The organism is Pseudomonas sp. MWU12-2020 (assembly GCF_023100605.1).
GTDB lineage: Bacteria > Pseudomonadota > Gammaproteobacteria > Pseudomonadales > Pseudomonadaceae > Aquipseudomonas > Aquipseudomonas fluorescens_H.
In genome coordinates this window covers 749,245-772,374 of sequence record NZ_JALMEX010000001.1, presented here as the reverse complement: position 1 = coordinate 772,374, position 23,130 = coordinate 749,245, and the positions used below count along the sequence as shown (strand labels likewise).

Annotated in this window: 18 protein-coding genes and 3 tRNA genes; all 21 read left to right on the top strand. The window is 61.5% G+C overall.

Annotation, left to right across the window (positions count from 1 at the left end):
* Nucleotides 1-50 precede the first annotated feature (50 nt).
* The 21 genes from M0814_RS03685 (at nt 51) to M0814_RS03585 (ending at nt 23,039) form a co-directional block, all read left to right on the top strand.
* The gene (locus tag M0814_RS03685; protein ID WP_103484399.1) at nt 51-818 is read left to right on the top strand and encodes a class I SAM-dependent methyltransferase; all 768 of its coding nucleotides are present in this window, start codon (nt 51-53) and stop codon (nt 816-818) included.
* Nucleotides 819-870: 52 nt separating this feature from the next.
* Nucleotides 871-1,953, top strand: a complete 1,083-nt coding sequence (gene leuB, locus M0814_RS03680) for a 3-isopropylmalate dehydrogenase (protein WP_003226430.1) — start codon at nt 871-873, stop codon at nt 1,951-1,953.
* A gap of 66 nt (nt 1,954-2,019) precedes the next feature.
* On the top strand, nt 2,020-3,132 hold the full coding sequence (gene asd, locus M0814_RS03675; protein ID WP_003226428.1) for an aspartate-semialdehyde dehydrogenase: 1,113 nt from the start codon (nt 2,020-2,022) through the stop codon (nt 3,130-3,132).
* Nucleotides 3,133-3,378: 246 nt separating this feature from the next.
* Nucleotides 3,379-4,389 (top strand): aspartate-semialdehyde dehydrogenase, encoded by a 1,011-nt coding sequence (locus tag M0814_RS03670; RefSeq protein ID WP_103484398.1) that lies wholly within the window; start codon nt 3,379-3,381, stop codon nt 4,387-4,389.
* Between the two features lie 209 nt (nt 4,390-4,598).
* Nucleotides 4,599-7,241, top strand: a complete 2,643-nt coding sequence (locus M0814_RS03665; protein WP_103484397.1) for a FimV/HubP family polar landmark protein — start codon at nt 4,599-4,601, stop codon at nt 7,239-7,241.
* A gap of 267 nt (nt 7,242-7,508) precedes the next feature.
* Nucleotides 7,509-8,333 carry a tRNA pseudouridine(38-40) synthase TruA gene (gene truA / locus M0814_RS03660; protein ID WP_171061913.1) on the top strand — a complete coding sequence of 275 codons (825 nt, stop codon included), beginning with the start codon at nt 7,509-7,511 and terminating at the stop codon, nt 8,331-8,333.
* Nucleotides 8,334-8,398: 65 nt separating this feature from the next.
* Complete coding sequence (locus M0814_RS03655; protein WP_103484395.1) at nt 8,399-9,043, top strand: phosphoribosylanthranilate isomerase; 645 nt, start codon at nt 8,399-8,401, stop codon at nt 9,041-9,043.
* A 200-nt stretch (nt 9,044-9,243) separates the two neighbouring features.
* Complete coding sequence (accD, locus tag M0814_RS03650) at nt 9,244-10,164, top strand: acetyl-CoA carboxylase, carboxyltransferase subunit beta (protein WP_027611535.1); 921 nt, start codon at nt 9,244-9,246, stop codon at nt 10,162-10,164.
* Entirely contained in the window at nt 10,161-11,468 is a 1,308-nt protein-coding gene (folC, locus tag M0814_RS03645) for a bifunctional tetrahydrofolate synthase/dihydrofolate synthase (RefSeq protein ID WP_103484394.1), read from the top strand. The genes accD and folC overlap by 4 nt, the downstream gene beginning before the upstream one ends.
* The gene (locus M0814_RS03640; protein ID WP_103484393.1) at nt 11,452-12,111 is read left to right on the top strand and encodes an SPOR domain-containing protein; all 660 of its coding nucleotides are present in this window, start codon (nt 11,452-11,454) and stop codon (nt 12,109-12,111) included. The genes folC and M0814_RS03640 overlap by 17 nt, the downstream gene beginning before the upstream one ends.
* Nucleotides 12,112-12,209: 98 nt before the next feature.
* Nucleotides 12,210-12,770: a CvpA family protein gene (locus tag M0814_RS03635; protein ID WP_045122548.1), complete on the top strand. Its 561-nt coding sequence runs from the start codon at nt 12,210-12,212 to the stop codon at nt 12,768-12,770.
* Between the two features lie 41 nt (nt 12,771-12,811).
* Nucleotides 12,812-14,317 carry an amidophosphoribosyltransferase gene (gene purF / locus M0814_RS03630; protein ID WP_003226416.1) on the top strand — a complete coding sequence of 502 codons (1,506 nt, stop codon included), beginning with the start codon at nt 12,812-12,814 and terminating at the stop codon, nt 14,315-14,317.
* Nucleotides 14,318-14,397: 80 nt separating this feature from the next.
* Nucleotides 14,398-15,609 carry an O-succinylhomoserine sulfhydrylase gene (locus tag M0814_RS03625; protein WP_103484392.1) on the top strand — a complete coding sequence of 404 codons (1,212 nt, stop codon included), beginning with the start codon at nt 14,398-14,400 and terminating at the stop codon, nt 15,607-15,609.
* The gene (locus M0814_RS03620; protein ID WP_003226413.1) at nt 15,606-16,382 is read left to right on the top strand and encodes an SDR family oxidoreductase; all 777 of its coding nucleotides are present in this window, start codon (nt 15,606-15,608) and stop codon (nt 16,380-16,382) included. Before M0814_RS03625 ends, M0814_RS03620 begins: the two co-directional genes overlap by 4 nt.
* Before the next feature lie 216 nt (nt 16,383-16,598).
* Nucleotides 16,599-16,674, top strand: a tRNA-Val gene (locus tag M0814_RS03615).
* Nucleotides 16,675-16,729: 55 nt separating this feature from the next.
* A tRNA-Asp gene (locus tag M0814_RS03610) sits at nt 16,730-16,806 on the top strand.
* A gap of 94 nt (nt 16,807-16,900) precedes the next feature.
* Nucleotides 16,901-16,977, top strand: a tRNA-Asp gene (locus M0814_RS03605).
* Nucleotides 16,978-17,464: 487 nt separating this feature from the next.
* Complete coding sequence (locus tag M0814_RS03600; RefSeq protein ID WP_103483625.1) at nt 17,465-20,296, top strand: xanthine dehydrogenase family protein molybdopterin-binding subunit; 2,832 nt, start codon at nt 17,465-17,467, stop codon at nt 20,294-20,296.
* Nucleotides 20,289-20,828 (top strand): (2Fe-2S)-binding protein, encoded by a 540-nt coding sequence (locus M0814_RS03595; protein ID WP_003226408.1) that lies wholly within the window; start codon nt 20,289-20,291, stop codon nt 20,826-20,828. The genes M0814_RS03600 and M0814_RS03595 overlap by 8 nt, the downstream gene beginning before the upstream one ends.
* 2 nt (nt 20,829-20,830) lie before the next feature.
* The gene (locus tag M0814_RS03590) at nt 20,831-22,066 is read left to right on the top strand and encodes a cytochrome c (RefSeq protein WP_103483624.1); all 1,236 of its coding nucleotides are present in this window, start codon (nt 20,831-20,833) and stop codon (nt 22,064-22,066) included.
* A 1-nt stretch (nt 22,067) separates the two neighbouring features.
* Nucleotides 22,068-23,039, top strand: coding sequence for an XdhC family protein (locus M0814_RS03585; protein WP_103483623.1), 972 nt, complete (start codon nt 22,068-22,070; stop codon nt 23,037-23,039).
* Nucleotides 23,040-23,130 lie beyond the last annotated feature (91 nt).

Here is a 23,130-nt window from a genome sequence, read left to right as displayed (position 1 = left end):
CTTGCTCGCGAAGGCGGCAGCTCAAACAACACAAATGCCAGGAAATGACTATGACCAGCACCGCCCAGCACAGTCAGGTTGTACAAAAGCAATTCGGTGAACAGGCCGCCGCCTACCTGAGCAGCGCCGTTCACGCTCAAGGCACTGAATTCGCGCTGCTCCAGTCTGAACTGGCGGGGCAGGGCGCGGCTCGGGTGCTGGATCTGGGGTGCGGTGCCGGTCATGTGAGTTTTCATGTGGCGCCGCTGGTGAAAGAAGTGGTGGCCTACGACCTGTCGCAGCAAATGCTCGACGTGGTCGCCGCCGCAGCCGTTGATCGCGGTTTTGCCAATATCTCCACGGTCAACGGCGCCGCCGAGCGCCTGCCATTTGCCGATGGCGAATTCGATTACGTGTTCAGCCGTTATTCGGCGCACCATTGGAGCGACCTCGGGGTGGCCCTGCGTGAAGTGCGGCGGGTGCTGAAGCCGGGTGGCGTGGCAGCGTTCATCGACGTGTTGTCACCAGGTAGTCCGTTGTTCGACACTTACCTGCAGAGCGTCGAAGTGCTGCGCGACACCAGCCACGTGCGCGATTATTCCGCCGGTGAGTGGCTGCGGCAGGTCAGCGAGGCCGGGCTGCATACCCGCAGCACCAGTCGTCAGCGCCTGCGTCTGGAATACAGCAGTTGGGTCGAGCGCATGCGCACACCCGAAGTGATGCGCGCGGCGATCCGCCAGTTGCAGCAATCGATGGGCAACGAAGTGCGCGAATATTTTGAGATTGATGCCGATGGCTCGTTCAGTACAGATGTATTGGTACTGTGGGCCGAGCGCTAAGAATTTTTCCGGGCGCGCCTGCGGGCGCTCCGACTGATGACATGAGGAAAGCATGAGCAAGCAGATTCTGATTCTCCCTGGTGACGGTATTGGTCCGGAAATCATGGCCGAAGCGGTCAAGGTGCTGGAGCTGGCCAACGACAAGTACAGCCTGGGCTTCGAGCTGAGCCATGACGTGATCGGTGGCGCGGCCATCGACAAGCACGGCGTGCCACTGGCCGACGAAACCCTCGACCGTGCCCGTGCTGCCGACGCAGTCCTGCTGGGCGCAGTGGGCGGCCCGAAATGGGACACCATCGAGCGTGACATCCGCCCTGAGCGTGGTCTGCTGAAAATCCGTGCGCAACTGGGCCTGTTCGGCAACCTGCGTCCGGCGATCCTCTACCCGCAACTGGCTGATGCTTCGAGCCTGAAGCCGGAAATCGTTGCCGGTCTGGACATCCTGATCGTCCGTGAGCTGACCGGCGGCATCTACTTCGGCGCGCCACGCGGCACCCGCACCCTGGAAAACGGCGAGCGTCAGTCTTACGACACCCTGCCGTACAGCGAGAGCGAAATCCGCCGCATCGCCCGCGTCGGTTTCGACATGGCCATGGTCCGTGGCAAGAAGCTGTGTTCGGTGGACAAGGCCAACGTACTGGCGTCCAGCCAACTGTGGCGTGAAGTGGTCGAGCAGGTCGCCAAGGATTACCCTGAAGTCGAGCTGAGCCACATGTACGTCGACAACGCCGCCATGCAACTGGTGCGCGCGCCGAAGCAGTTCGACGTGATCGTCACCGACAACATGTTTGGCGACATCCTCTCCGACGAAGCCTCGATGCTTACCGGTTCGATCGGCATGCTGCCCTCGGCCTCGCTGGATTCGAACAACAAGGGCATGTACGAGCCTTGCCACGGTTCGGCGCCGGACATCGCCGGCAAAGGCATTGCCAACCCGTTGGCAACGATTTTGTCGGTGTCGATGATGCTGCGTTACAGCTTCAATCTGCACGACGCGGCCGATGCCATCGAGAAAGCCGTCAGCGTGGTGCTGGATCAAGGCTTGCGCACCGGCGACATCTATTCGGCCGGTTGCACTAAAGTCGGGACGCAGGAAATGGGTGACGCAGTAGTCGCCGCGCTGCGGAATCTGTAATCTCTCGGGCCCGCTGCGAAATTCAATACAAAGCAGCGGCCCACTTTTCAAGAAGGTGTAGTTGCGATGAAACGTGTAGGTCTGATCGGTTGGCGCGGCATGGTCGGTTCCGTGCTCATGCAGCGGATGCTGGAAGAGCAGGATTTCGATCTTATCGAGCCGGTGTTTTTCACCACTTCCAATGTCGGTGGCCAAGGCCCGTCCGTGGGCAAGGACATTGCTCCGCTCAAGGACGCTTACAGCATTGAAGAGCTGAAAACCCTCGACGTGATCCTGACCTGCCAGGGCGGCGACTACACCAGCGAAGTATTCCCCAAGCTGCGCGAAGCCGGCTGGCAGGGTTACTGGATCGACGCGGCGTCCAGCCTGCGCATGAACGATGACGCGGTGATCATTCTCGACCCGGTCAACCGCAAGGTCATCGACCAGCAACTGGACGCGGGCACCAAGAACTACATCGGTGGCAACTGCACCGTCAGCCTGATGCTGATGGGCCTGGGCGGTCTGTTCGAGGCCGGTCTGGTCGAGTGGATGAGCGCCATGACTTATCAGGCGGCCTCCGGTGCCGGCGCGCAGAACATGCGTGAACTGATCAAGCAGATGGGCGCGACTCACGCCGCTGTCGCCGATCAACTGGCCGACCCGGCCAGCGCGATCCTCGACATCGACCGTCGCGTGGCCGAAGCCATGCGCAGCGACGCGTACCCGACCGAAAACTTCGGCGTACCGCTGGCCGGCAGCCTGATCCCGTGGATCGACAAGGAACTGCCGAACGGCCAGAGCCGCGAAGAGTGGAAGGCCCAGGCCGAGACCAACAAGATCCTCGGCCGCTTCAAGAGCCCGATCCCGGTCGACGGCATCTGCGTGCGCATCGGCGCCATGCGTTGCCACAGCCAGGCGCTGACCATCAAGCTGAACAAAGACGTGCCGATCGCCGACATCGAAGGGCTGATCAGCCAGCACAACCCTTGGGTCAAACTGGTGCCGAACAACCGCGACATCAGCATGCAGGAGCTGAGCCCGACCAAGGTCACCGGCACCCTGAACGTACCGGTGGGTCGTCTGCGCAAGCTGAACATGGGGTCGCAATTCGTCGGTGCCTTCACCGTCGGCGACCAACTGCTGTGGGGCGCGGCCGAACCGCTGCGCCGCATGCTGCGGATTTTGCTGGAGCGTTGATCGCTTGAAGTCGTGAAAGAACCCGCGCCTTGTGAGAGGTGCGGGTTTTTTTATGCCTGAGGTTTCCGGTGTCAGGTCTGGCGCCTTCGCGAGCAAGCCCGCTCCCACCCTTGAAATGCGTTCCCCCTGTGGGAGCGGGCTTGCTCGCGAAGAGGTCAGAACAGACACTGCAAGTCCCGCAGAAATTGCCTGCATCTCACTCACCCGGTAAAGTGCCGCTCCCCCCGTTTCGCCAGAGGTAGAACCATGACCCAGACCCTTGATATTGCCGTCGTCGGCGCCACCGGTACTGTCGGCGAAACCCTCGTACAAATTCTCGAAGAGCGCGACTTTCCGGTCGGCAACCTGCACTTGCTGGCCAGCAGCGAATCCGCCGGCAGTTCGGTGCTGTTTCGCAACAAGAACGTGCGCGTGCGCGAAGTCGACGAGTTCGATTTCAGCAAGGTCAAACTGGTGTTCTTCGCCGCTGGCGCTGCCGTTTCCCTGAGTTACGCGGCGCGTGCCCACGCGGCCGGTTGCTCGCTGATCGACCTGTCCGGCGCGTTGCCGGCCGAGCAGGCGCCGCAAGTGGTGCCGGAAGCCAACGCTGAGGTGCTCGCCGGTCTGAAAGCGCCGTTCCAGGTCAGCAGCCCAAGCCCTTCGGCCACTGCGCTGGCCGTGGTGCTGGCGCCGCTGCTCGATTTGATCGAGCTGCAATACGTTAATGTCACCGCCAATCTGGCCGTGTCCGCCCAGGGTCGCGAAGCCGTGACCGAGTTGGCCCGGCAGACTGCCGAGCTGCTGAACATGCGTCCGCTGGAGCCAACGTTCTTCGACCGTCAGATGGCCTTCAACCTGCTGGCCCAGGTCGGCACCCCCGACGCTCAAGGCCACACGCTGCTGGAAAAACGTCTGGTGCGCGAGTTGCGTCAGGTGCTGAAGCAGCCTTTATTAAAGATTTCCGCAACTTGCGTTCAAGCCCCGGTGTTTTTTGGCGATAGCTATAGCGTGACCTTGCAGTCAGCGAGCGCGGTCGACCTGGCAAAGGTCAACGCTGCGCTTGAGGACGCGCCCGGCATCGAGCTGGTTGAAGCCGGCGATTATCCGACCGCGGTGGGTGACGCGGTGGGGCAGGATGTGGTCTATGTCGGTCGCGTGCGCAGCGGCGTCGATGACCCGGCGGAACTTAATCTGTGGCTGACGTCAGATAACGTACGCAAAGGGGCAGCCCTGAATGCTGTGCAGGTCGCTGAATTGTTGATAAAAGACCTGCTGTAAAAGATACTTGGCAACAATTTGTCGACTGATTCTAGGTGAGCGCTATGCTTGCCCGGAGCACTGGATAACGTGTCACCCTCCGGGACTTTCCGGGGCATCAAAGAAATGATCGCGCGCGGCAGTCTGTCGTCGTCGCGCGCAATGCCTTACGGCAGCGGCAATCAACATCTTCTCGCTGGCCGAGGAACGTTCAAACAAAGGATGAGGCTATGGTTCAAGTTCGCAAACTGGTGTTAGCAATAGCGGCCGCCTCGGCGCTGTCCTCCGGTATGGCGCATGCCCTCGGGCTCGGGGAGCTGACCCTGAAGTCGACCCTGAACCAGCCGCTGGTGGCCGAGATCGAGCTGCTCGATGTCAAGGATCTCACCGCTGCCGAAGTGGTGCCAAGCCTGGCCTCGCCAGAAGATTTCGCCAAGGCCGGCGTTGATCGCCAGGCCTTTCTCAACGACCTGACGTTCACCCCGGTGCTCAACGCCAGCGGCAAGAGCGTGCTGCGCGTGACTTCGAGCAAGCCGCTGTCGGAACCGATGGTGAAATTCCTCGTCCAGGTGATGTGGCCGAACGGCCGTCTGCTGCGCGATTACAGCGTGCTGCTGGATCCGTCGAAGTTCTCGCCGCAGACCGCTGACGCCGCCGCGCAACCGGCGCCGTCGCAGACCATCACTGCGCCAACCACTGGTGCCACGCACCCGACGCAATACACCACCACGCCGCGCGACACCCTGTGGGAAATCGCCGCGAAGGCGCGTACCGGCGGCTCGGTGCAGCAGACCATGCTGGCGATTCAGGCGCTGAACCCGGATGCGTTCATCGACGGCAACATCAACCGGCTGAAAACCGGCCAGGTGCTGCGTCTGCCGGATGCAACGCAGAGTGCCGCACTGCCGCAGTCCAAGGCGATTGCCGAAGTGGCGGCGCAGAACGAAGCCTGGCGTCAGGGTCGTCGCTATGTGGCCAAGCCTGGCACCGGCCAGCAGCAGCTCGATGCCACCAAGCGTGGCCGCAGCAATGTCGGCACCGGGCAGAATGCCAAGGACAACCTGAGCCTGGTGTCTGCCGAAGGCGCCAAGGGTCGTGGCAAAGGCCCGGCAGGCGATGCCAAGGCTTTGAGCAACAAACTGGCGGTCACCCAGGAAAGCCTCGACACGACCCGTCGTGACAACGAGGAACTGAAAAGCCGCATGGCCGATCTGCAAAGTCAGCTGGACAAGCTGCAACGCCTGATCGAGCTGAAGAACAATCAACTGGCGAAGATGCAGGCCGAAGGCCCGGGCGCCGCGCCAGCCGCCACCGCTGCCGTACCGGCGATCACCGCCGAACTGGCCGCGACCCCGCCAGCCACCCCGGCAGAAGCGGCGCCAACGCCAGAGTCGGCGATCGCGCCACCGGTCGATACGCCTGCCGAAACGCCGGCGGTCGCGCCCAAGCCGGTTGTCGATGAGGATAAAACCTTCAACGAACTGCTGACCAATCCGATCCTGCTGGGTCTGATCGGTGGCGGTGCGGTGGTGCTGCTGCTTCTGCTGTTGCTGCTGGCTCGTCGCCGCAAAGCCCAGCAGGAAGCCGAGAAACACCTGCGCATGGCCCGCGCCCTGGCCGAAGAGCAGGAGTTCTCCGCCGAGCAGGACCTGCCTGAAAGCAGCTTCGAAGGCCTTGAAGTACCCGCTGCCAGCGTCAAGCTCAACACCGCGGCAGCTGCGCCAGCGCCAGCGGCAGTCGTGGCTCCGGTGGTGATGGCTGAGCCGATTGCCGCGCCATTGGTCGCGCCGGCCGCCGAGCGCTCCGATGACGTGCTGGACAAGGCTCAGTCGCACGTCAACGCCGGTCGCCTGAATCAGGCCGCCGCGCTGCTTGAAGAGGGCGTCAGCCTCGAGCCGCAGCGCAGCGATCTGCGTCTGAAGCTGATGGAAGTCTACGGTCAGCAGGGCGACCGCGATGCATTCGTCGCTCAGGAGCGTCAACTGGTGGCCAACGGCGATAACTTCGCCAAGGTCGAAGAACTGAAAAAGCGCTTCCCGGCCATGGCAGTAGTCGCTGTCGCGGGTCTGGCCGCAGCGGCGGTCGCTGCCGAGCTCGACGCGCAATACGTCAAGGATCTGCTGCTCGACGAGCCAGAGGCGCCTGCACCTGAGCCTGCTCCTGCGGCAGACGATCTGGATAGCGCGTTCGACCTGAGCCTGGATGACCTCGACAACATCACCCCGGTTGAGCCTGCCCCTGTCGTCGCGCCTGAAGCGCCGGTAGAGCTGGACGAATTCCCGGCAGACGACGATCTGAGCTTCGAATCGGTGCTGCAACAGCAGACCGAGATCAAAGAGAACCTCGACGACCTGTCGGACTTCGACCTCGATCTGGATCTGGGTGCCGAACCTGCGCCAGCCCCGGCGGCGGACCTTTCGGACGATGACTTCCTGCTGGATCTGGACGAGGGCGTGAAAGACCTGTCGCCGGTCGAGCCTGCGGTCGTCAGCGAAGTGCCGCAGGACGATCTGGAGCTGCCGGCCGATTTCGATCTGTCGCTGGCTGACGAAATGGACAGCAACCCGGCGGCCGAGCCTGACGCATTCGCAGCGGAACTGAATGACGTCAACGCCGAGCTGGATCGTTTGTCGCAGAGCATTGCCGAGCCGACCTTCACTGAAAACGATGCGGCATTGGGTGGTGATCTGGGGGAAGACGATTTCGACTTCCTCGCCGGCACCGACGAAGCCGCGACCAAGCTCGATCTGGCCCAAGCCTACATCGACATGGGCGACAGCGACGGCGCGCGCGACATCCTCAACGAAGTGTTGACCGAGGGTGACGAAAAGCAGCGTGGCGAAGCCAAGGAAATGCTTTCGCACCTGGCGTGATTCGGCGGTAAACAAAACGGCAGCCCATCGAGGCTGCCGTTTTTGTTTGGGCTGGATTTCTGTGGTGCCTGATCGACCGCCTTCGCGAGCAAGCCCGCTCCCACATTTGGAATACATTCCTCCTGTGGGAGCGGGCTTGCTCGCGAAGAGGTCGGATCCGTCAACACAGAACTGACTGGCATCCCCGGTCCACAGCCTTATAATGCCCGCCTTTGCACATCAGCAGGCTGTCCCACCTTGGCAAACATAGATAACCCGGTCGCCGAAATGGCACCCGACGGCTTTTACCGCGTCGCGCTTGGCGTTGAATACAAAGGTTCGCGCTACAGCGGCTGGCAGCGCCAGTTGACCGGCGTGGCCACGGTGCAGGAAGAACTCGAGAAAGCCTTGTCGAAAGTCGCCAACTCGCCGGTTTCACTGCAGTGCGCCGGGCGTACCGACGCGGGCGTGCATGCCTGCGGACAAGTGGTGCATTTCGATACGCAAGTCGATCGTTCGCTGAAAGCCTGGGTGATGGGCGCCAATATCAATCTGCCCCACGACATCAGCGTCAGCTGGGCGCGGGTGATGCCGGCGCATTTTCATGCGCGGTTCAAAGCCATCGCGCGGCGTTATCGCTATGTGATCTACAACGATCAGATTCGTCCGGCCCATCTCAATGAAGAAATCACCTGGAACCATCGCCCGCTCGATGTCGAGCGTATGGCCGAGGCGGCGCAGTATCTGATCGGCACTCATGATTTCAGTGCGTTCCGTGCCGGGCAGTGCCAAGCGAAATCGCCGATCAAGAAAATGCACCACCTGCGCGTGACTCGCCACGGCAAGATGATCGTTCTCGATATTCGCGCCAACGCCTTTTTGCACCACATGGTGCGCAACATTGCCGGTGTGCTGATGACCATCGGTGCCGGCGAGCGTCCGGTCGAGTGGATGAAGGAAGTCCTGGAGAGTCGCGAGCGCCGTTCCGGTGGCGTGACGGCGCATCCGTTCGGTCTGTATCTGGTGCAAGTCGAGTACCACGACGAGTTCCCGTTGCCCGAGCGTTTCATCGGGCCACATTTCCTTACGGGTTTCTCGGGCCTTGACGGCTGACGCCCCCGAACGCTTTTGTTACCATCCGGGACTTTCCCGGTTTTTGCCTTGAGGTTTTTATCGACATGTCAGCCGTTCGCAGCAAGATTTGCGGGATTACCCGCATAGAAGATGCGTTGGCAGCGGTCGAGGCGGGAGCCGATGCGATCGGTTTCGTGTTTTACGCCAAGAGCCCGCGGGCGGTAAGCGTGCAGCAGGCAAGGGCGATCATTCAGGCGTTGCCGCCGTTCGTCACCACCGTTGGCCTGTTCGTCAATGCCAGCCGCTGCGAGTTGGGTGAAATCCTCGATGCCGTGCCGCTGGATCTGTTGCAGTTCCATGGCGACGAAGTCGCTGCCGACTGTGAAGGCTGGCATCGTCCCTACATCAAGGCGCTGCGGGTCAAGGCTGGCGACGACATCGCGGCTGCCGTCGATGCTTATCCGAGCGCCAGTGGCGTGCTGCTCGACACTTACGTCGAAGGCGTGCCCGGCGGAACCGGCGAGGCATTCGACTGGTCATTGATTCCGCAAACGTTGAGCAAGCCGCTGATCCTGGCCGGTGGCCTCACCCCGGAAAACGTCGCCGACGCCGTAGCCCGGGTCAAACCTTACGCGGTCGATGTCAGCGGCGGGGTAGAAGCGAGCAAAGGCATCAAGGATCATGCGAAGATCCGCGCGTTCATCAATGCCGTACGTAGAAGCTCGCAGGGAGCGTCTACTTCGATGTGACGGCTGGCAGTCTGCCGCCGTCCATCAATGCACTTGCACAAAGCAGGCGAGGCTGAGGGTTTCTGGAGTTGCACGCAGGTCATGTTTCGCGCTGACCGCGGCGTTTCATCAATCATCGCCACACACATGAATTTAGCTGAAGGGCATACGCGGGGCTGCGAACCAGAGCGTTCGGGCCGCCGGTACTGGAGAAAAAAAGCATGAGCAACTGGTTGGTAGACAAACTGATCCCTTCGATCATGCGTTCGGAGGTCAAGAAGAGCTCGGTGCCTGAAGGTCTGTGGCACAAATGCCCGTCCTGCGAGGCTGTGCTGTATCGCCCTGAGCTGGAAAAGACCCTGGACGTTTGCCCCAAGTGCAACCACCACATGCGCATCGGCGCACGGGCGCGCATCGACATCTTCCTGGATGCCGAAGGCCGCAACGAGCTGGGTGCAGACCTGGAGCCGGTTGACCGTCTGAAATTCCGCGACGGCAAGAAGTACAAGGACCGTCTGGTCGCAGCCCAAAAGCAGACCGGCGAAAAAGACGCGCTGATCTCCGTCAGTGGCACCCTGCTGGGTATGCCGGTGGTGGTGTCGGCGTTCGAGTTCAGCTTCATGGGCGGTTCCATGGGCGCCATCGTCGGTGAGCGCTTCGTGCGCGCCGCCAACTACGCCCTGGAAAACCGTTGCCCGATGATCTGCTTCGCCGCCTCCGGTGGTGCGCGCATGCAGGAAGCGCTGATCTCGCTGATGCAGATGGCCAAGACTTCGGCCGTCCTGGCACGTCTGCGTGAAGAAGGCATTCCGTTCATCTCGGTGCTGACCGACCCGGTCTACGGCGGTGTTTCCGCCAGTCTGGCAATGCTCGGCGACGTGATCGTCGGTGAGCCGAAAGCCCTGATCGGCTTCGCCGGTCCGCGTGTGATCGAGCAGACCGTGCGTGAAAAACTGCCGGAAGGCTTCCAGCGCAGCGAGTTCCTGCTGGAGCATGGCGCGATCGATCTGATCATTGATCGTCGTGAATTGCGTCCACGTCTGGGCAATCTGCTGGCGCAACTGACCGGCCAGCCGACTCCGACCTACGTCGCCGCTCCTGTCGAGCCAATCGTCGTTCCACCGGTGCCTGCCAACGTATGACCGAGCGTACCCTTGGCGAGTGGCTCGCCTACCTTGAGCAGTTGCATCCATCGGCCATCGACATGGGGCTGGAGCGTTCGCAACAGGTAGCGTCCCGCATGGGGCTGGGCCAGCCGGCGCCTCGGGTGATTACGGTTACCGGCACCAACGGCAAGGGTTCGACCTGCGCTTTCGTGGCTTCGTTGCTGCGGGCGCAGGGCCTGAGCGTGGGTGTCTACAATTCTCCGCACCTGCTGCGTTACAACGAGCGGGTGCAGCTTAATGGCGTCGAAGCCACTGACGCACAGCTGTGCGAAGCTTTCGCTGCGGTCGAGGCCGGGCGTGGCGACACTTCCCTGACTTACTTCGAAATGGGCACCCTGGCGGCGTTCTGGCTGTTTCAGCAGGCAAAACTTGACGCTGTGGTGCTGGAAGTCGGTCTGGGCGGGCGTCTGGACACGGTCAACGTGGTGGATGCCGATATCGCGCTGGTCACCAGCATTGGTGTCGATCATGCCGAGTACCTGGGTAATACCCGCGAGTCCGTGGCTTTCGAGAAGGCCGGGATTTTCCGCCAGGGCAAACCTGCGCTGTGCGGCGACCTGAATCCTCCGCAACCTCTGCTCGACAAGGTTCGCGAGCTGGCGTGCCCGTTCTCTCTGCGCGGGCGCGACTTCGATCTGGGAATCACCGATCACAACTGGCAATGGCGCGGCACTGACGCACGGGGTCAGGCGGTCGAATTGCATGATTTGCCGCTGCTCGATCTGCCGATGGAAAACGCGGCGCTGGCATTGCAGGCGTATCTGCTGCTCGGTTTGCCGTGGAATGCGTCGCAAATTGTTGCGGCCTTGCAGGCCACTCGCGTGGTCGGCCGGCTGGATCGCCGCTCGTTCGAGTTCAACGGCAAGCGCCTGAACCTGCTGCTGGACGTGGGGCATAACCCGCACGCGGCGGAGTATCTGGCGCGACGTCTGGCCAGTCGGCCACCGGTGGGCAAGCGTCTGGCGGTGTTCGGCCTGTTGGCGGACAAGGATCTGGATGGTGTTGTCGGCGAATTGAATGCTAGTGTCGAGCACTGGGCGGTAGCGCCGCTGGATTCGCCGCGTGCGCGTCCGGTCAGTGAATTACACGCGGCGTTGCAGAACCTTGGCGCCTCTGTCACGTCCTATGACAGTGTCGCGGCTGCGCTGGAAGGGCAGTGCGAGATCGCAACCAGCGACGACGAGATTCTGTTGTTCGGATCATTTTATTGTGTCGCCGAGGCCCTTGAATGGCTGGCCCGGCGCTCCACGGAGGAAGCGGCAAATGGCTTTGCTGGATAAAGCGTACAAACAGCGCATGGTTGGTGCCCTGGTGCTGGTGGCGCTGGCGGTGATTTTCCTGCCGATGCTGTTTTCCCGTCAGGACGAGCAGCGCCAGGTCACGGTCGATGCACCGGCTGCGCCGCAAGCGCCTGCCGTGCCGCAAGTGCAGCTTGAGCCGGTAGCCGTGCCCGAGCCGCAAGCACTGCCGCAGGAACCGGTCCCGAGTGATGATGAAGTGGCCGAGCAATCGGCGCCGTCGATGCCGATTGCCGCGGTACCAGCGCCGGCACCGGCACCGGCTCCGGTAGCCAAGCCGGTTGCGCCTGCGCCAGTCGCCAAGCCTGCTCCGGCGCCGGCTCAGCCGATTGCTGCCGCTCCGGCCAAGCCTGACACCACGCAAAGCCGCGTCGACGCCAACGGTCTGTCGGTCAGCTGGTCGGTGCAGCTGGCCAGTCTGTCGAGTCGCGCCAGCGCCGAAAGCTTGCAGAAAACCCTGCGCAGCCAAGGCTACAACGCCTACATCCGTTCCGCCGATGGCAAGAATCGGGTGTTCGTCGGCCCGCTGATCGAGCGCGCCGAAGCTGATCGTCTGCGTGATCTGTTGGGCCGTCAGCAGAACCTCAAGGGTTTTGTCGTGCGCTTCCAGCCCGAGCGCGGCTAGGATCTATCGATTCGATTGAAATGCACTGAAAATCGCAGCTTACCGACAGCGGTGCGCTCTGCTAAAATGCGCCGCCTTATCCGTCTGTAGGCTGCACTGTGCCATTTACCATGGTTGACTGGGCGATTGTTGCAATCATCGCCATCTCCGCTTTGATCAGTTTGAGCCGCGGCTTCGTCAAGGAAGCATTATCGCTGGTGACCTGGATCATCGCAGGAGCTGTTGCCTGGATGTTCGGTGGCTCACTGTCCGAGTACCTCGCCGGATACATCGAAACCCCATCGGCTCGCGTGATCGCGGGCTGTGCCATCATGTTTGTCGCCACACTGATCGTGGGCGCAATGATCAATTATCTTATCGGCGAGTTGGTGCGCGTGACCGGGTTGTCCGGCACCGACCGATTCCTGGGCATGGCCTTCGGCGCGGCGCGTGGCGTGTTGCTGGTGGTCGTGGCAGTCGGGCTGTTGAGCCTGGGGCCGGTACAGCAGGACGGGTGGTGGAAAGAGTCACAGCTCGTGCCAAAGTTTCTATTGGTCGCCGATTGGTCCAAAAACCTGATTCTCGGGTGGAGCAGTCAGTGGCTTGCCAGCGGAATCAGCGTACCCGCTGATATTCCGTTCAAGGAGCAACTCTTGCCGTCGGCCAAAACGCCTCAGTGAGTGTTGTTCAGTTCAGATCCATTAAGTAGGGGTTGCGTCGCATGTGTGGCATCGTCGGTATCGTCGGTAAGTCGAACGTCAATCAGGCGCTGTATGACGCGCTAACCGTGCTCCAGCACCGCGGCCAGGACGCTGCCGGTATCGTGACCAGCCATGATGGCCGGTTATTCCTGCGCAAGGACAATGGCCTGGTGCGTGACGTGTTTCAGCAGCGTCACATGCAGCGCCTGGTCGGCCACATGGGTATCGGCCACGTCCGTTACCCGACCGCTGGCAGCTCGACCTCGGCCGAAGCGCAGCCGTTTTACGTCAACTCGCCTTACGGCATTACCCTGGCGCACAACGGCAACCTGACCAACGTTGAACAGTTGGCCAAGGAAATCTACGAATCCGACCTGCGTCACGTCAACACCAGTTCCGACTCGGAAGTATTGTTGAACGTGTTCGCTCACGAGCTGGCCCAGCGCGGCAAGCTGCAGCCGACCGAAGAAGATGTATTTGCCGCTGTGACCGACGTGCACAATCGTTGCGTCGGCGGTTACGCGGTGGTGGCGATGATCACCGGTTACGGCATCGTCGGTTTCCGTGACCCGCACGGCATTCGTCCGATCGTGTTCGGCCAGCGTCACACCGACGAAGGCGTCGAGTACATGATCGCTTCCGAAAGCGTTTCGCTGGACGTGCTCGGTTTCACTCTGATTCGCGACCTGGCCCCGGGCGAAGCGGTCTACATCACTGAAGACGGCAAGCTGCACACTCGTCAGTGTGCGACCAACCCGTCCCTGACCCCGTGCATCTTCGAGCACGTCTACCTGGCGCGTCCGGATTCGATCATCGACGGTGTGTCGGTGTACAAGGCGCGTCTGCGCATGGGCGAGAAACTCGCCGAGAAGATCCTGCGCGAGCGTCCAGAGCACGACATCGACGTGGTCATCCCGATCCCGGACACCAGCCGCACCGCCGCGCTGGAACTGGCGAACCACCTGGGCGTGAAATTCCGCGAAGGCTTCGTCAAGAACCGTTACATCGGCCGGACCTTCATCATGCCGGGCCAGGCGGCGCGCAAGAAGTCGGTTCGCCAGAAGCTCAACGCGATCGAGCTGGAATTCCGCGGCAAGAACGTGATGCTGGTCGACGACTCGATCGTACGCGGCACCACCTGCAAGCAGATCATCCAGATGGCTCGCGAAGCCGGCGCGAAAAACGTCTACTTCTGCTCCGCGGCTCCTGCCGTACGCTTCCCGAACGTTTACGGCATCGACATGCCGAGCGCTCACGAACTGATCGCGCACAATCGTTCGACTCAGGACGTGGCGGATCTGATCGGCGCTGACTGGCTGATCTATCAGGACCTGCCTGACTTGATCGAAGCGGTCGGTGGCGGCAAGATCAAGATCGAAAACTTCGATTGCGCAGTGTTCGACGGCAAGTACGTCACCGGCGACGTCGACGAGGCTTACCTGGACAAGATCGAGCAGGCACGCAACGATGCCTCGAAGGTCAAGACCCAGGCGGTCAGTGCGATCATCGATCTCTACAACAACTGAGTTTCTACCGGCCCTGAGGGGCCGGTTTTGTATCTGGCAAAAGACTTTCATTTATTCAGAACAGAGCAAGGAGTGACAGCATGAGTCAGGAATGGGATGCCGGTCGGCTGGACAGCGACCTCGAAGGCGTAGCGTTCGATACCCTGGCCGTACGTGCCGGTCAGCACCGTACGCCGGAAGGCGAACACGGTGATCCGATGTTCTTCACTTCCAGCTACGTGTTCCGTACCGCTGCCGACGCGGCTGCGCGGTTTGCCGGGGAAGTGCCGGGCAACGTTTACTCGCGCTACACCAACCCGACCGTGCGCGCGTTCGAAGAGCGCATCGCCGCGCTGGAAGGCGCCGAACAAGCGGTCGCCACCGCCACGGGCATGGCCGCGATCATGGCTGTTGTGATGAGCCTGTGCAGCGCCGGTGATCACGTCCTGGTGTCGCGCAGCGTGTTCGGTTCGACCATCAGCCTGTTCGAGAAGTACTTCAAGCGTTTCGGTGTGCAAGTCGACTACGTGCCGCTGGCCGACCTGTCGGGTTGGGATGCGGCGATCAAGCCGAACACCAAGCTGCTGTTCGTCGAGTCGCCGTCCAACCCGCTGGCCGAGCTGGTCGACATCACCGCGCTGGCGGAAATCGCTCACGCCAAAGGCGCGATGCTGGTGGTCGACAACTGCTTCTGCACGCCTGCCTTGCAGCAGCCGCTGAAACTCGGCGCGGACATCGTCGTGCACTCGGCGACCAAGTTCATCGACGGTCAGGGCCGTTGCATGGGCGGTGTGGTGGCTGGTCGCAGCGAGCAGATGAAAGAAGTTGTCGGCTTCCTGCGCACCGCTGGGCCGACACTGAGCCCGTTCAACGCCTGGATCTTCCTCAAGGGCCTGGAAACCCTGAATCTGCGGATGAAAGCGCACTGCGCCAACGCCCAGCAACTGGCCGAATGGCTGGAGCAGCAGGACGGTATCGAGAAGGTTCATTACGCCGGTCTCAAGAGCCATCCGCAGCATGAGCTGGCCCAGCGTCAGCAGAAGGGCTTCGGTGCGGTGGTGAGTTTCGAGGTCAAGGGCGGCAAAGAGGGCGCGTGGCGCTTTATCGACGCCACTCGCTTGATCTCGATCACCGCCAACCTCGGTGACAGCAAAACCACCATCACTCACCCGAGCACCACTTCCCACGGCCGTCTGGCGCCACAGGAGCGTGAAGCCGCAGGGATTCGTGACAGCCTGATCCGCATCGCGGTCGGTCTGGAGGACGTGGCGGACCTGCAGGCCGACCTGTCGCGCGGTCTGGCGGCGTTGTGATCGAATTGTCTACTCCGAAGGCGGGCACCCATGGCCGCGTGGCGCTGGTCACCGGTGCCGCGCGTGGCATCGGTCTGGGTATTGCTGCCTGGCTGATCAGCGAAGGCTGGCAAGTGGTGTTGACCGATCTGGATCGTGTGCGCGGTTCGAAAGTGGCGAAGGTGCTGGGCGAGAATGCCTGGTTCATCGCCATGGACGTGGCGGATGAGAGCCAGGTCGCGCTGGGTGTCGCCGAAGTGCTTGGGCAGTTTGGTCGTCTCGATGCGTTGGTGTGCAACGCGGCGGTGGCTGATCCGCACAACATCACGCTGGAAAGTCTTGATCTGGCTTACTGGAACCGGGTGCTGGCGGTGAATCTCAGTGGGCCGATGTTGCTGGCCAAACATTGTGCGCCGTATCTGCGCGCGCATAACGGCTCGATCGTCAATCTGGCCTCGACCCGGGCGCGGCAGTCGGAGGCTGACTCTGAGGCGTATGCGGCGAGCAAGGGCGGCTTGTTGGCGCTGACGCACGCGTTGGCGATCAGCCTCGGGCCGGAGATTCGCGTCAATGCGGTCAGCCCAGGCTGGATCGATGCACGGGATCCATCCGCACGACGCGCCGAGCCGCTGGCCGATGCCGATCATGCGCAGCATCCGGCGGGCAGGGTAGGGACGGTCGAGGATGTGGCGGCGATGGTGGCGTGGCTGTTGTCGCGCAATGCCGGGTTTGTCACCGGGCAGGAATTCGTCGTTGATGGTGGCATGACCAAGAAGATGATTTACACCGAGTAGATCGCGTTCTTCTCCTGAATTTGCGTCAAATGGGCTGCCGTCTTCGCGAGCAAGCTCGCTCCCACATGAGGAATGCATTTCCCTGTGGGAGCGGGCTTGCTCGCGAAGGCGGTCTCGCAGGTGGGAAGCAATTTTGTCTTTTTCAGAAAAACTTCAATCCTGCTATTGACTTAGGTTCGCTACCTGCGTAAATTTCGCGGCCTCGGAGATGCAAACGGGTGATTAGCTCAGCTGGGAGAGCGTCTGCCTTACAAGCAGAATGTCGGCGGTTCGATCCCGTCATCACCCACCACTCCCCGAGAAACTTGCGCAAGCAAGAGGTAGGCTGAAAGTGCCTCCACCGACGCGCAGCGGTAGTTCAGTCGGTTAGAATACCGGCCTGTCACGCCGGGGGTCGCGGGTTCGAGTCCCGTCCGCTGCGCCATATTTTACGAGTCAGGCATTGTCTGGTTCGCGATTGAAAAGCACCGAAGCTTTCAGTCAAAACGAGTTACTTGAGCGCAAGCTCAAAGCGATACGCAGCGGTAGTTCAGTCGGTTAGAATACCGGCCTGTCACGCCGGGGGTCGCGGGTTCGAGTCCCGTCCGCTGCGCCATATCTGTTTCAAGGACCACTGAACGCCTTGAAACACCGAAAGCAACCGTTGGTTGTTTCGGAATCGATAGCAAAGACCCTGGTCGAAAGACCGGGGTTTTTTGTGTCTGAAATTTGGCTTTCCTCTCTTCCTCCCTCCTCAGTCCAGCGCAAATCCCTGTGGGAGCGAGCCTGCTCGCGAAGGCGTCGGCACGTTCAAAATCAGTATTGGCTGGAAGAACGCTTTCGCGAGCAGGCTCGCTCCCACAAGGGGTGTCGATATGTTCAGCGATCTGCTGCGGTGCCACGTCGCATTGATTTTTTGATTCTTTAGTCAAATTTTTGTAACTGGTTGTTTGCCGGACGCTCAGAAACCTTTAAAGTTAACCTTTCGGTCAGCTTTGCACTGTCAACACGCCCTTTGTTTAGCCAAGAAGGGCTTCTGCAAGACTCGAGATTCCCAGTAGATAACCAGAAGGGCGGACACATAACCGCCCAGAGGATGATCCATGTCCAACCGTGATATATCCCGGCGCTCGTTCCTCCAGGGCGGGCTGGTGGCGGGTGTGAGCGTCACGCTCACGCCGCTCAGCAGTCAGGCGCTGGCTGCCTTGATGGAAAACAGCGTAACCGTGCCGTCCGAAAAGTGGCTCGGCCACAACGGCAAGGCACGCCAACGTAACGACGCCTTGTCCAAGGTCTGCGGCAGCAAAGTGTTTGCCCGCGACATTCGCTCCAAGGACATGCCGGGCTGGCCTGAACAGCAAGGCCACGCCATGCTGCTGAAAACCATCAAGGCTGACCGTATCTACGCCGGCTACGACCTGTCGTGGCTTGGTGCCGACTTGCAACCTGACCGCATCGTCACCGCTGCCGATCTGGACAAGGACGGCATCGTCTTCCCGGAAGAGCACGCGCCGGACCCATTGCTGCCGGAAGGCAAAGTGCCGATGTTCATCGGTCACCCGGTGGCGATCCTGATCTGGAACGATTTCGAGCGTTTCCGCCAGGCCAAGAACAAACTCAAATTCAATGACAAGGCGATTCGTTACGGTGCACAAGTGCCGTACTACGAAGGCGACCCCTATGGCAGCTTCCGCTACGTGCGTGTGGGCGGCCCGACCTCGGCCGACGAAGACGAGTTCGCCAGCCTCAAGGACTCGATCCTGTTCCCGATGCTGAAGAACCGGCGCCCGGTATGGAATTCCCAGCCGAACCTGCACGGCAACCTGACCGAGCGCGGCCTGTTCTACGCCGATCGCATGAAGCAGCAGATCGACACGCCACCGGACAACTGGCTGGTGTTCGACGAACGTTACAAGACCCCGTCGATCGAACCGGCCGCCATGGAGCCAGACAACGGCAACGGTTGGTACGACCCGAAAACCAAGACCCTGCACTTCGTGGTCGCCACTCAGTGCCCGCTGGAAGCCGCGACCGAAACCGCGAAAATGATCGCGCCATCGCGCTTCGGCCTGGCGAACCTGAACATGCACCCGGGCTACACCGTGGGCTACGGTTCCAAAGACCACAACATCTTCGTCTACTACGCGGCCCTCGCTGCGCTGTATGGCGCTGGTGTGCCGATCCGTCTGGCCAATGACCGCTACGAGCAGTTCCAGAGCGGCATCAAGCGCCACCCGTTCGACATCCGCTACCAACTGGCGGTGGACAAGAACGACTACAGCTTCAAGATTTTCCGTGCCGAGATGAGCGTCGACGGTGGCGGCCGAATCAACTACAGCCCTTCAGTAGCGGCAGTGGGTGCCACGGCAGCCCAGTCGATCTACTACATGCCGCAGAACGATCTGCAGGTCACCGCTTACCACTCGCGTGGTGTTGAAGCGGGTTCGATGCGCGGTTACGGCACACTGCAAAGCATGGCCTCGACCGAAATGATGGTCGACGAAATCGCCAATCGCCTCGGTGTTGACGCGATTGATCTGCGTCGCAAGAACGCCCTGCGTTCGGGCATGAAAAACACCCAGGGCGCGATTCCGGCCGGTGCTCTGCGCCTGCACGAGATTCTCGACAAGGCCTCGGTGCACGAAGTCTGGAAAAACCGCGACGCGATCAAGAAACAGCGCGAAGCCGCCGACCCGGACAACTGGTACGGCGTGGGTTTCGCGATTTGCCAGAAAGACTTCGGCACTGGCTCCGAAGCGCCGATGGCCAGTATCGAGTTCACCGCCGAGGGGCGCATCACCCTGCGTCACATCGGTATCGAAATCGGCACTGGCATGTCCACTTCGCAAGCGCTGGTTGTTGCCGACTTCCTTGGTAGCCCGGCACACGACGTCAAGACCGGCGAAACCGAATGGAAGGAAATGCAGCTGATCACCAGCGGCAACCCTTACATCATGAGTCAGGCCGAGCAGGACAACCTGCTGCGCAACCCGCGCTGGGTCGGCAAGCTGGCCTCGGCTTCGTCCGCGACCAACTCGGCTTACTATTTCAGCCACGCCACCCGTGAAGCGGCGCGCGTGCTGTTCAACAACGGTTTGTGGCCGGCGGCCATGGAGATCTGGCGCCAAGGGCCTTACGGCGGTCAAGCCAACCCTTATGTCGTGCGTCGTGAAGATGCGCATTGGGTCGACGGCAAACTCACTGCCAACGGTATGCAGCCATTGAGCTTCGAAGAGCTGGCCAAGCATGCTCACGAGCGTGGTCTGGTGACCGGTGCCACCGTTCACGCATTCAACCGCTGGAGCTGGGCCGAGGCCGAATACAGCATCGACGGCGTGCGCGAGCGTCTGCCGCTCGACGGTCTGGCAGTGAAGTACGGTGATGGCGCGCCGAAGGCGAAGAAAGTGCTGATGAGCACAGCGGGTTTCCACCTGCTGGATCGTCAGAACATCAACTACCCGGTGGTCCAGTTGAACAACGCTGCTGTGACTTACTACAGCCCGGTGGCGACGCTGGTAGAGCTCAAGGTCAACAAAGGCTCGGCGGAAGTCGAAGTGCTCAACCACCATTCGTGGGTCGAGTGCGGTCGGGTGCTGGTCGAAGAACTGGTCAAGGGCCAGCTCGAAGGCGGGATCGCCATGGGCATTGGTCACGCGCTGATGGAAGAGATGCCGCTGTACGAAGGCGGGCCGGGGGAGGGTGACTGGAACTTCAACCGTTATCGCCTGCCGATGGCCCGTCACGTGGCGGTGTGGAAGCAGACTGCGGAGATTCTGCCGCCGCTGTCGCCAAGCGATCCGTCCAAAGGCATCGCCGAAGTGGTGATGATCCCGGTGGTCGGTGCCATCGGTAACGCCGTGGCGCACGCCATCGGTAAACGTGTTCGCGATCTGCCAATCACTGCTGCGCGCATCAAGGAGGCCCTCAATGGCTAACCGTCCGCTTCAACTGACCCTCAATGGTCAATCCGTCGGCCCGGTGGACATCCCTGATGACCTGCCGATGATCGACTATCTGCACGAATACAAGAATCTCACCGGTTCGCGCCTGGGCTGCGGCCAGGGCATCTGCCACGCCTGCGTGGTGATCGTCGACAACCCGGACGGCACCAGTGAAGAAGTGCGCACCTGCATCACTGGCGCGCATTACTTCGAAGGCAAGAAAGTCCGCACCATCGAAAGTCACGCCAAGCGTGATGAGAGTGGTCAGGTCACCGAGCTGAACCCGATCCAGCAGCGCTTCGTCGACGAATTCGCCTTCCAGTGCAGCTACTGCGCGCCGGGCTTCGTCAACGCCGCGACGGTGCTGGTAGAGAAGCTGCAGCGCCAGCCGATCGTTAAAAGCCAACTGGAAAAAGTCATCGAGGACAGCCTCGGCCACCACATCTGCCGTTGCACCGGGTACGTGCGTTACTACAACGCCACGCGCAACGTGCTGACCGATCTCGGCCTGGTCAAGGAGGGTTGAGCATGAAGTATCTATTGACCCGCCTGACCCTGGCGGTCGGGCTGGCTGCACCGGTGTTGTTTGCTCACGCTGATGATCAGGTCAAGCGCGGCGAATACCTCGCTCGCGCTGCCGACTGCATGGCGTGCCATACCGCACCCGGTGGCGCGCCGTTTGCCGGCGGGCTGCCGATCGTCTCGCCGTTCGGCACGATCTACGGCACCAACATCACCCCGAGCAAAGAGCACGGCATCGGTCTGTACAGCGATGACGAATTCTTCGCTGCGCTGACCGAAGGCAAGCGTCGCGACGGGGCGAATCTGTATCCGGCGATGCCCTACACCTCGTATCACCTGGTGCCTCGGGAAGACTCGGATGCAATCCACGCGTACTTGAAAACCATCGAGCCGATCGAGCGCGCCGCGCCGGTCACCAGCCTGAGTTTTCCGTTCAACGTGCGTCCGGGCCTGATCGGCTGGAACATGATGTATGGCAAGGCCTTGAAACTCGAGTCGGGCGAAGGCAAAAGCGAAGCCTGGAAGCGCGGTCAGTACATGGTCGAGGTGCTCGGCCACTGCGGCGAATGCCACACGCCACGCGGCCTGCCGGGTGCGATGCAATTGGACAAGCGCCTGACCGGCGGCATCCTCAACGGTTATCTGGCACCGAGCCTGCTCGCCGCCGATCTGGCGGCGCGCGGCTGGAATCAGCAGGACCTGAGCACGTTCCTCAAGCACGGCATGAGCGCCCAGGGCACGATGTTCAACGAGATGTTCCCAGTGTTTCATAACAGCACCCAGGGCCTGAACGATCAGGATCTGGCGGCGATGGCGACGTTCCTGCTCGGCGACAAACCACCAGTAGCCAAAGAGCTGGCTGAAGTGTCGCTGGACAAACTCAGCCCGAGCGCCCAGCGCGGCCGTCAGGAATATTTGAACGTCTGCGCAGGTTGTCATGCTGCCGGTGGCGAAGGCAAACCGCACATCGCCGTGGCCATGCGCGGCAACACCACGCTGCGTCTGGAAGATCCGCGCAACCTGGTGCGGGTGATCGAGGACGGCATCGGCGAGCAGAAATTCGCCGGGTTCGAACACATGCAACCGATGCCGGGTTTCGCCGACAAGCTCAGCGCTGAACAGCTGACCGATCTGCTGAACTACCTGCGGCAAGGCTGGGGCGGTCAATCGGCAGCGTTGGCGGTGAGCGACGTGCAGAAACTGCAGGCTGACGCTCCGGCCGTCGAGCACAAGGCGCACTGACATGCAGCATCTCGATCTACAGGTTGTGCGGCGGGCACTGGAGTGGTCGGTGGCGGGGCAGCGCATTTGGCTTTGCACCGTGCTGACCACCTATGGCTCGGCGCCGCGTGCGCCGGGTTCGCTGCTGGCGGTGAACGAAACCGGCCAGTGGATCGGGTCGCTGTCCGGTGGCTGCGTCGAGGAAGATTTTCTCGAGCGCGTGGCTGAGGGCGCGTTTCTCGATGCGGTCAACGTGGTGCGTTACGGTGAAGGGGATGATCCGCGCTCGCGGGTCAGCCTGCCCTGTGGCGGCATTCTCGACGTACTGGTAGAGAAATTTGACGCCGACTGCGAGGTGCAGGCGCATCTGCGTGAGCTTGAATCAGCGTTGCTCGGTCAGCGCCGTTTGATTCGCGAAGTCGATCTGGCCAGCGGTGCGCGCAGTCTGTTCGCGGATCGCGAGCAGGGCGCGCGCATCGAGCGCGAGATCGATCGGGTGCGGATTCGCGTGGGTGCCGCTCAGCGCTTGTTGCTGGCGGGTTACTCCAGCGTGGCGCAGGCCTGTGCCGAGTTCGCGGTGGGTCTAGGCTTCGAAGTGATTCTCTGCGATCCGCGTGATGAAGTACTCGAAGGCGTGGTACTGAATGGCGTGGAGATTCGTCGGCAACTGCCGTCGGTGTTCATCGCTGACGGCGGTTGTCATCGCGATACCGCGGTGGTGGCGCTGACCCATGATCCGCGCATCGACGATCTGGCGATGATGGAAGCGGTGCGCACCGAGGCGTTTTACATCGGCGTGATGGGATCGCAGCAGACTTCGCAGAAACGCTTCGAGCGCTTGCGCAGGATTGGGGGGCTGGGGGAGGTAGAACTGGCGCGGATTCATGCGCCGATCGGCCTTAACCTGGGCAGCAAGACGCCGGCGGAAATCGCCTTGGCGGTGCTGGCCGATATCTTGCGGATTCGTAGCGGGATTGCTCGGGATCAGCTCTGATCTGAATTCTGCAAATATTTGTGGCGAGGGAGCTTGCTCCCGCTGGACTGCGTAGCAGGCCTTCTTTCTAGATAAAAGAGGGGCCGCTTCG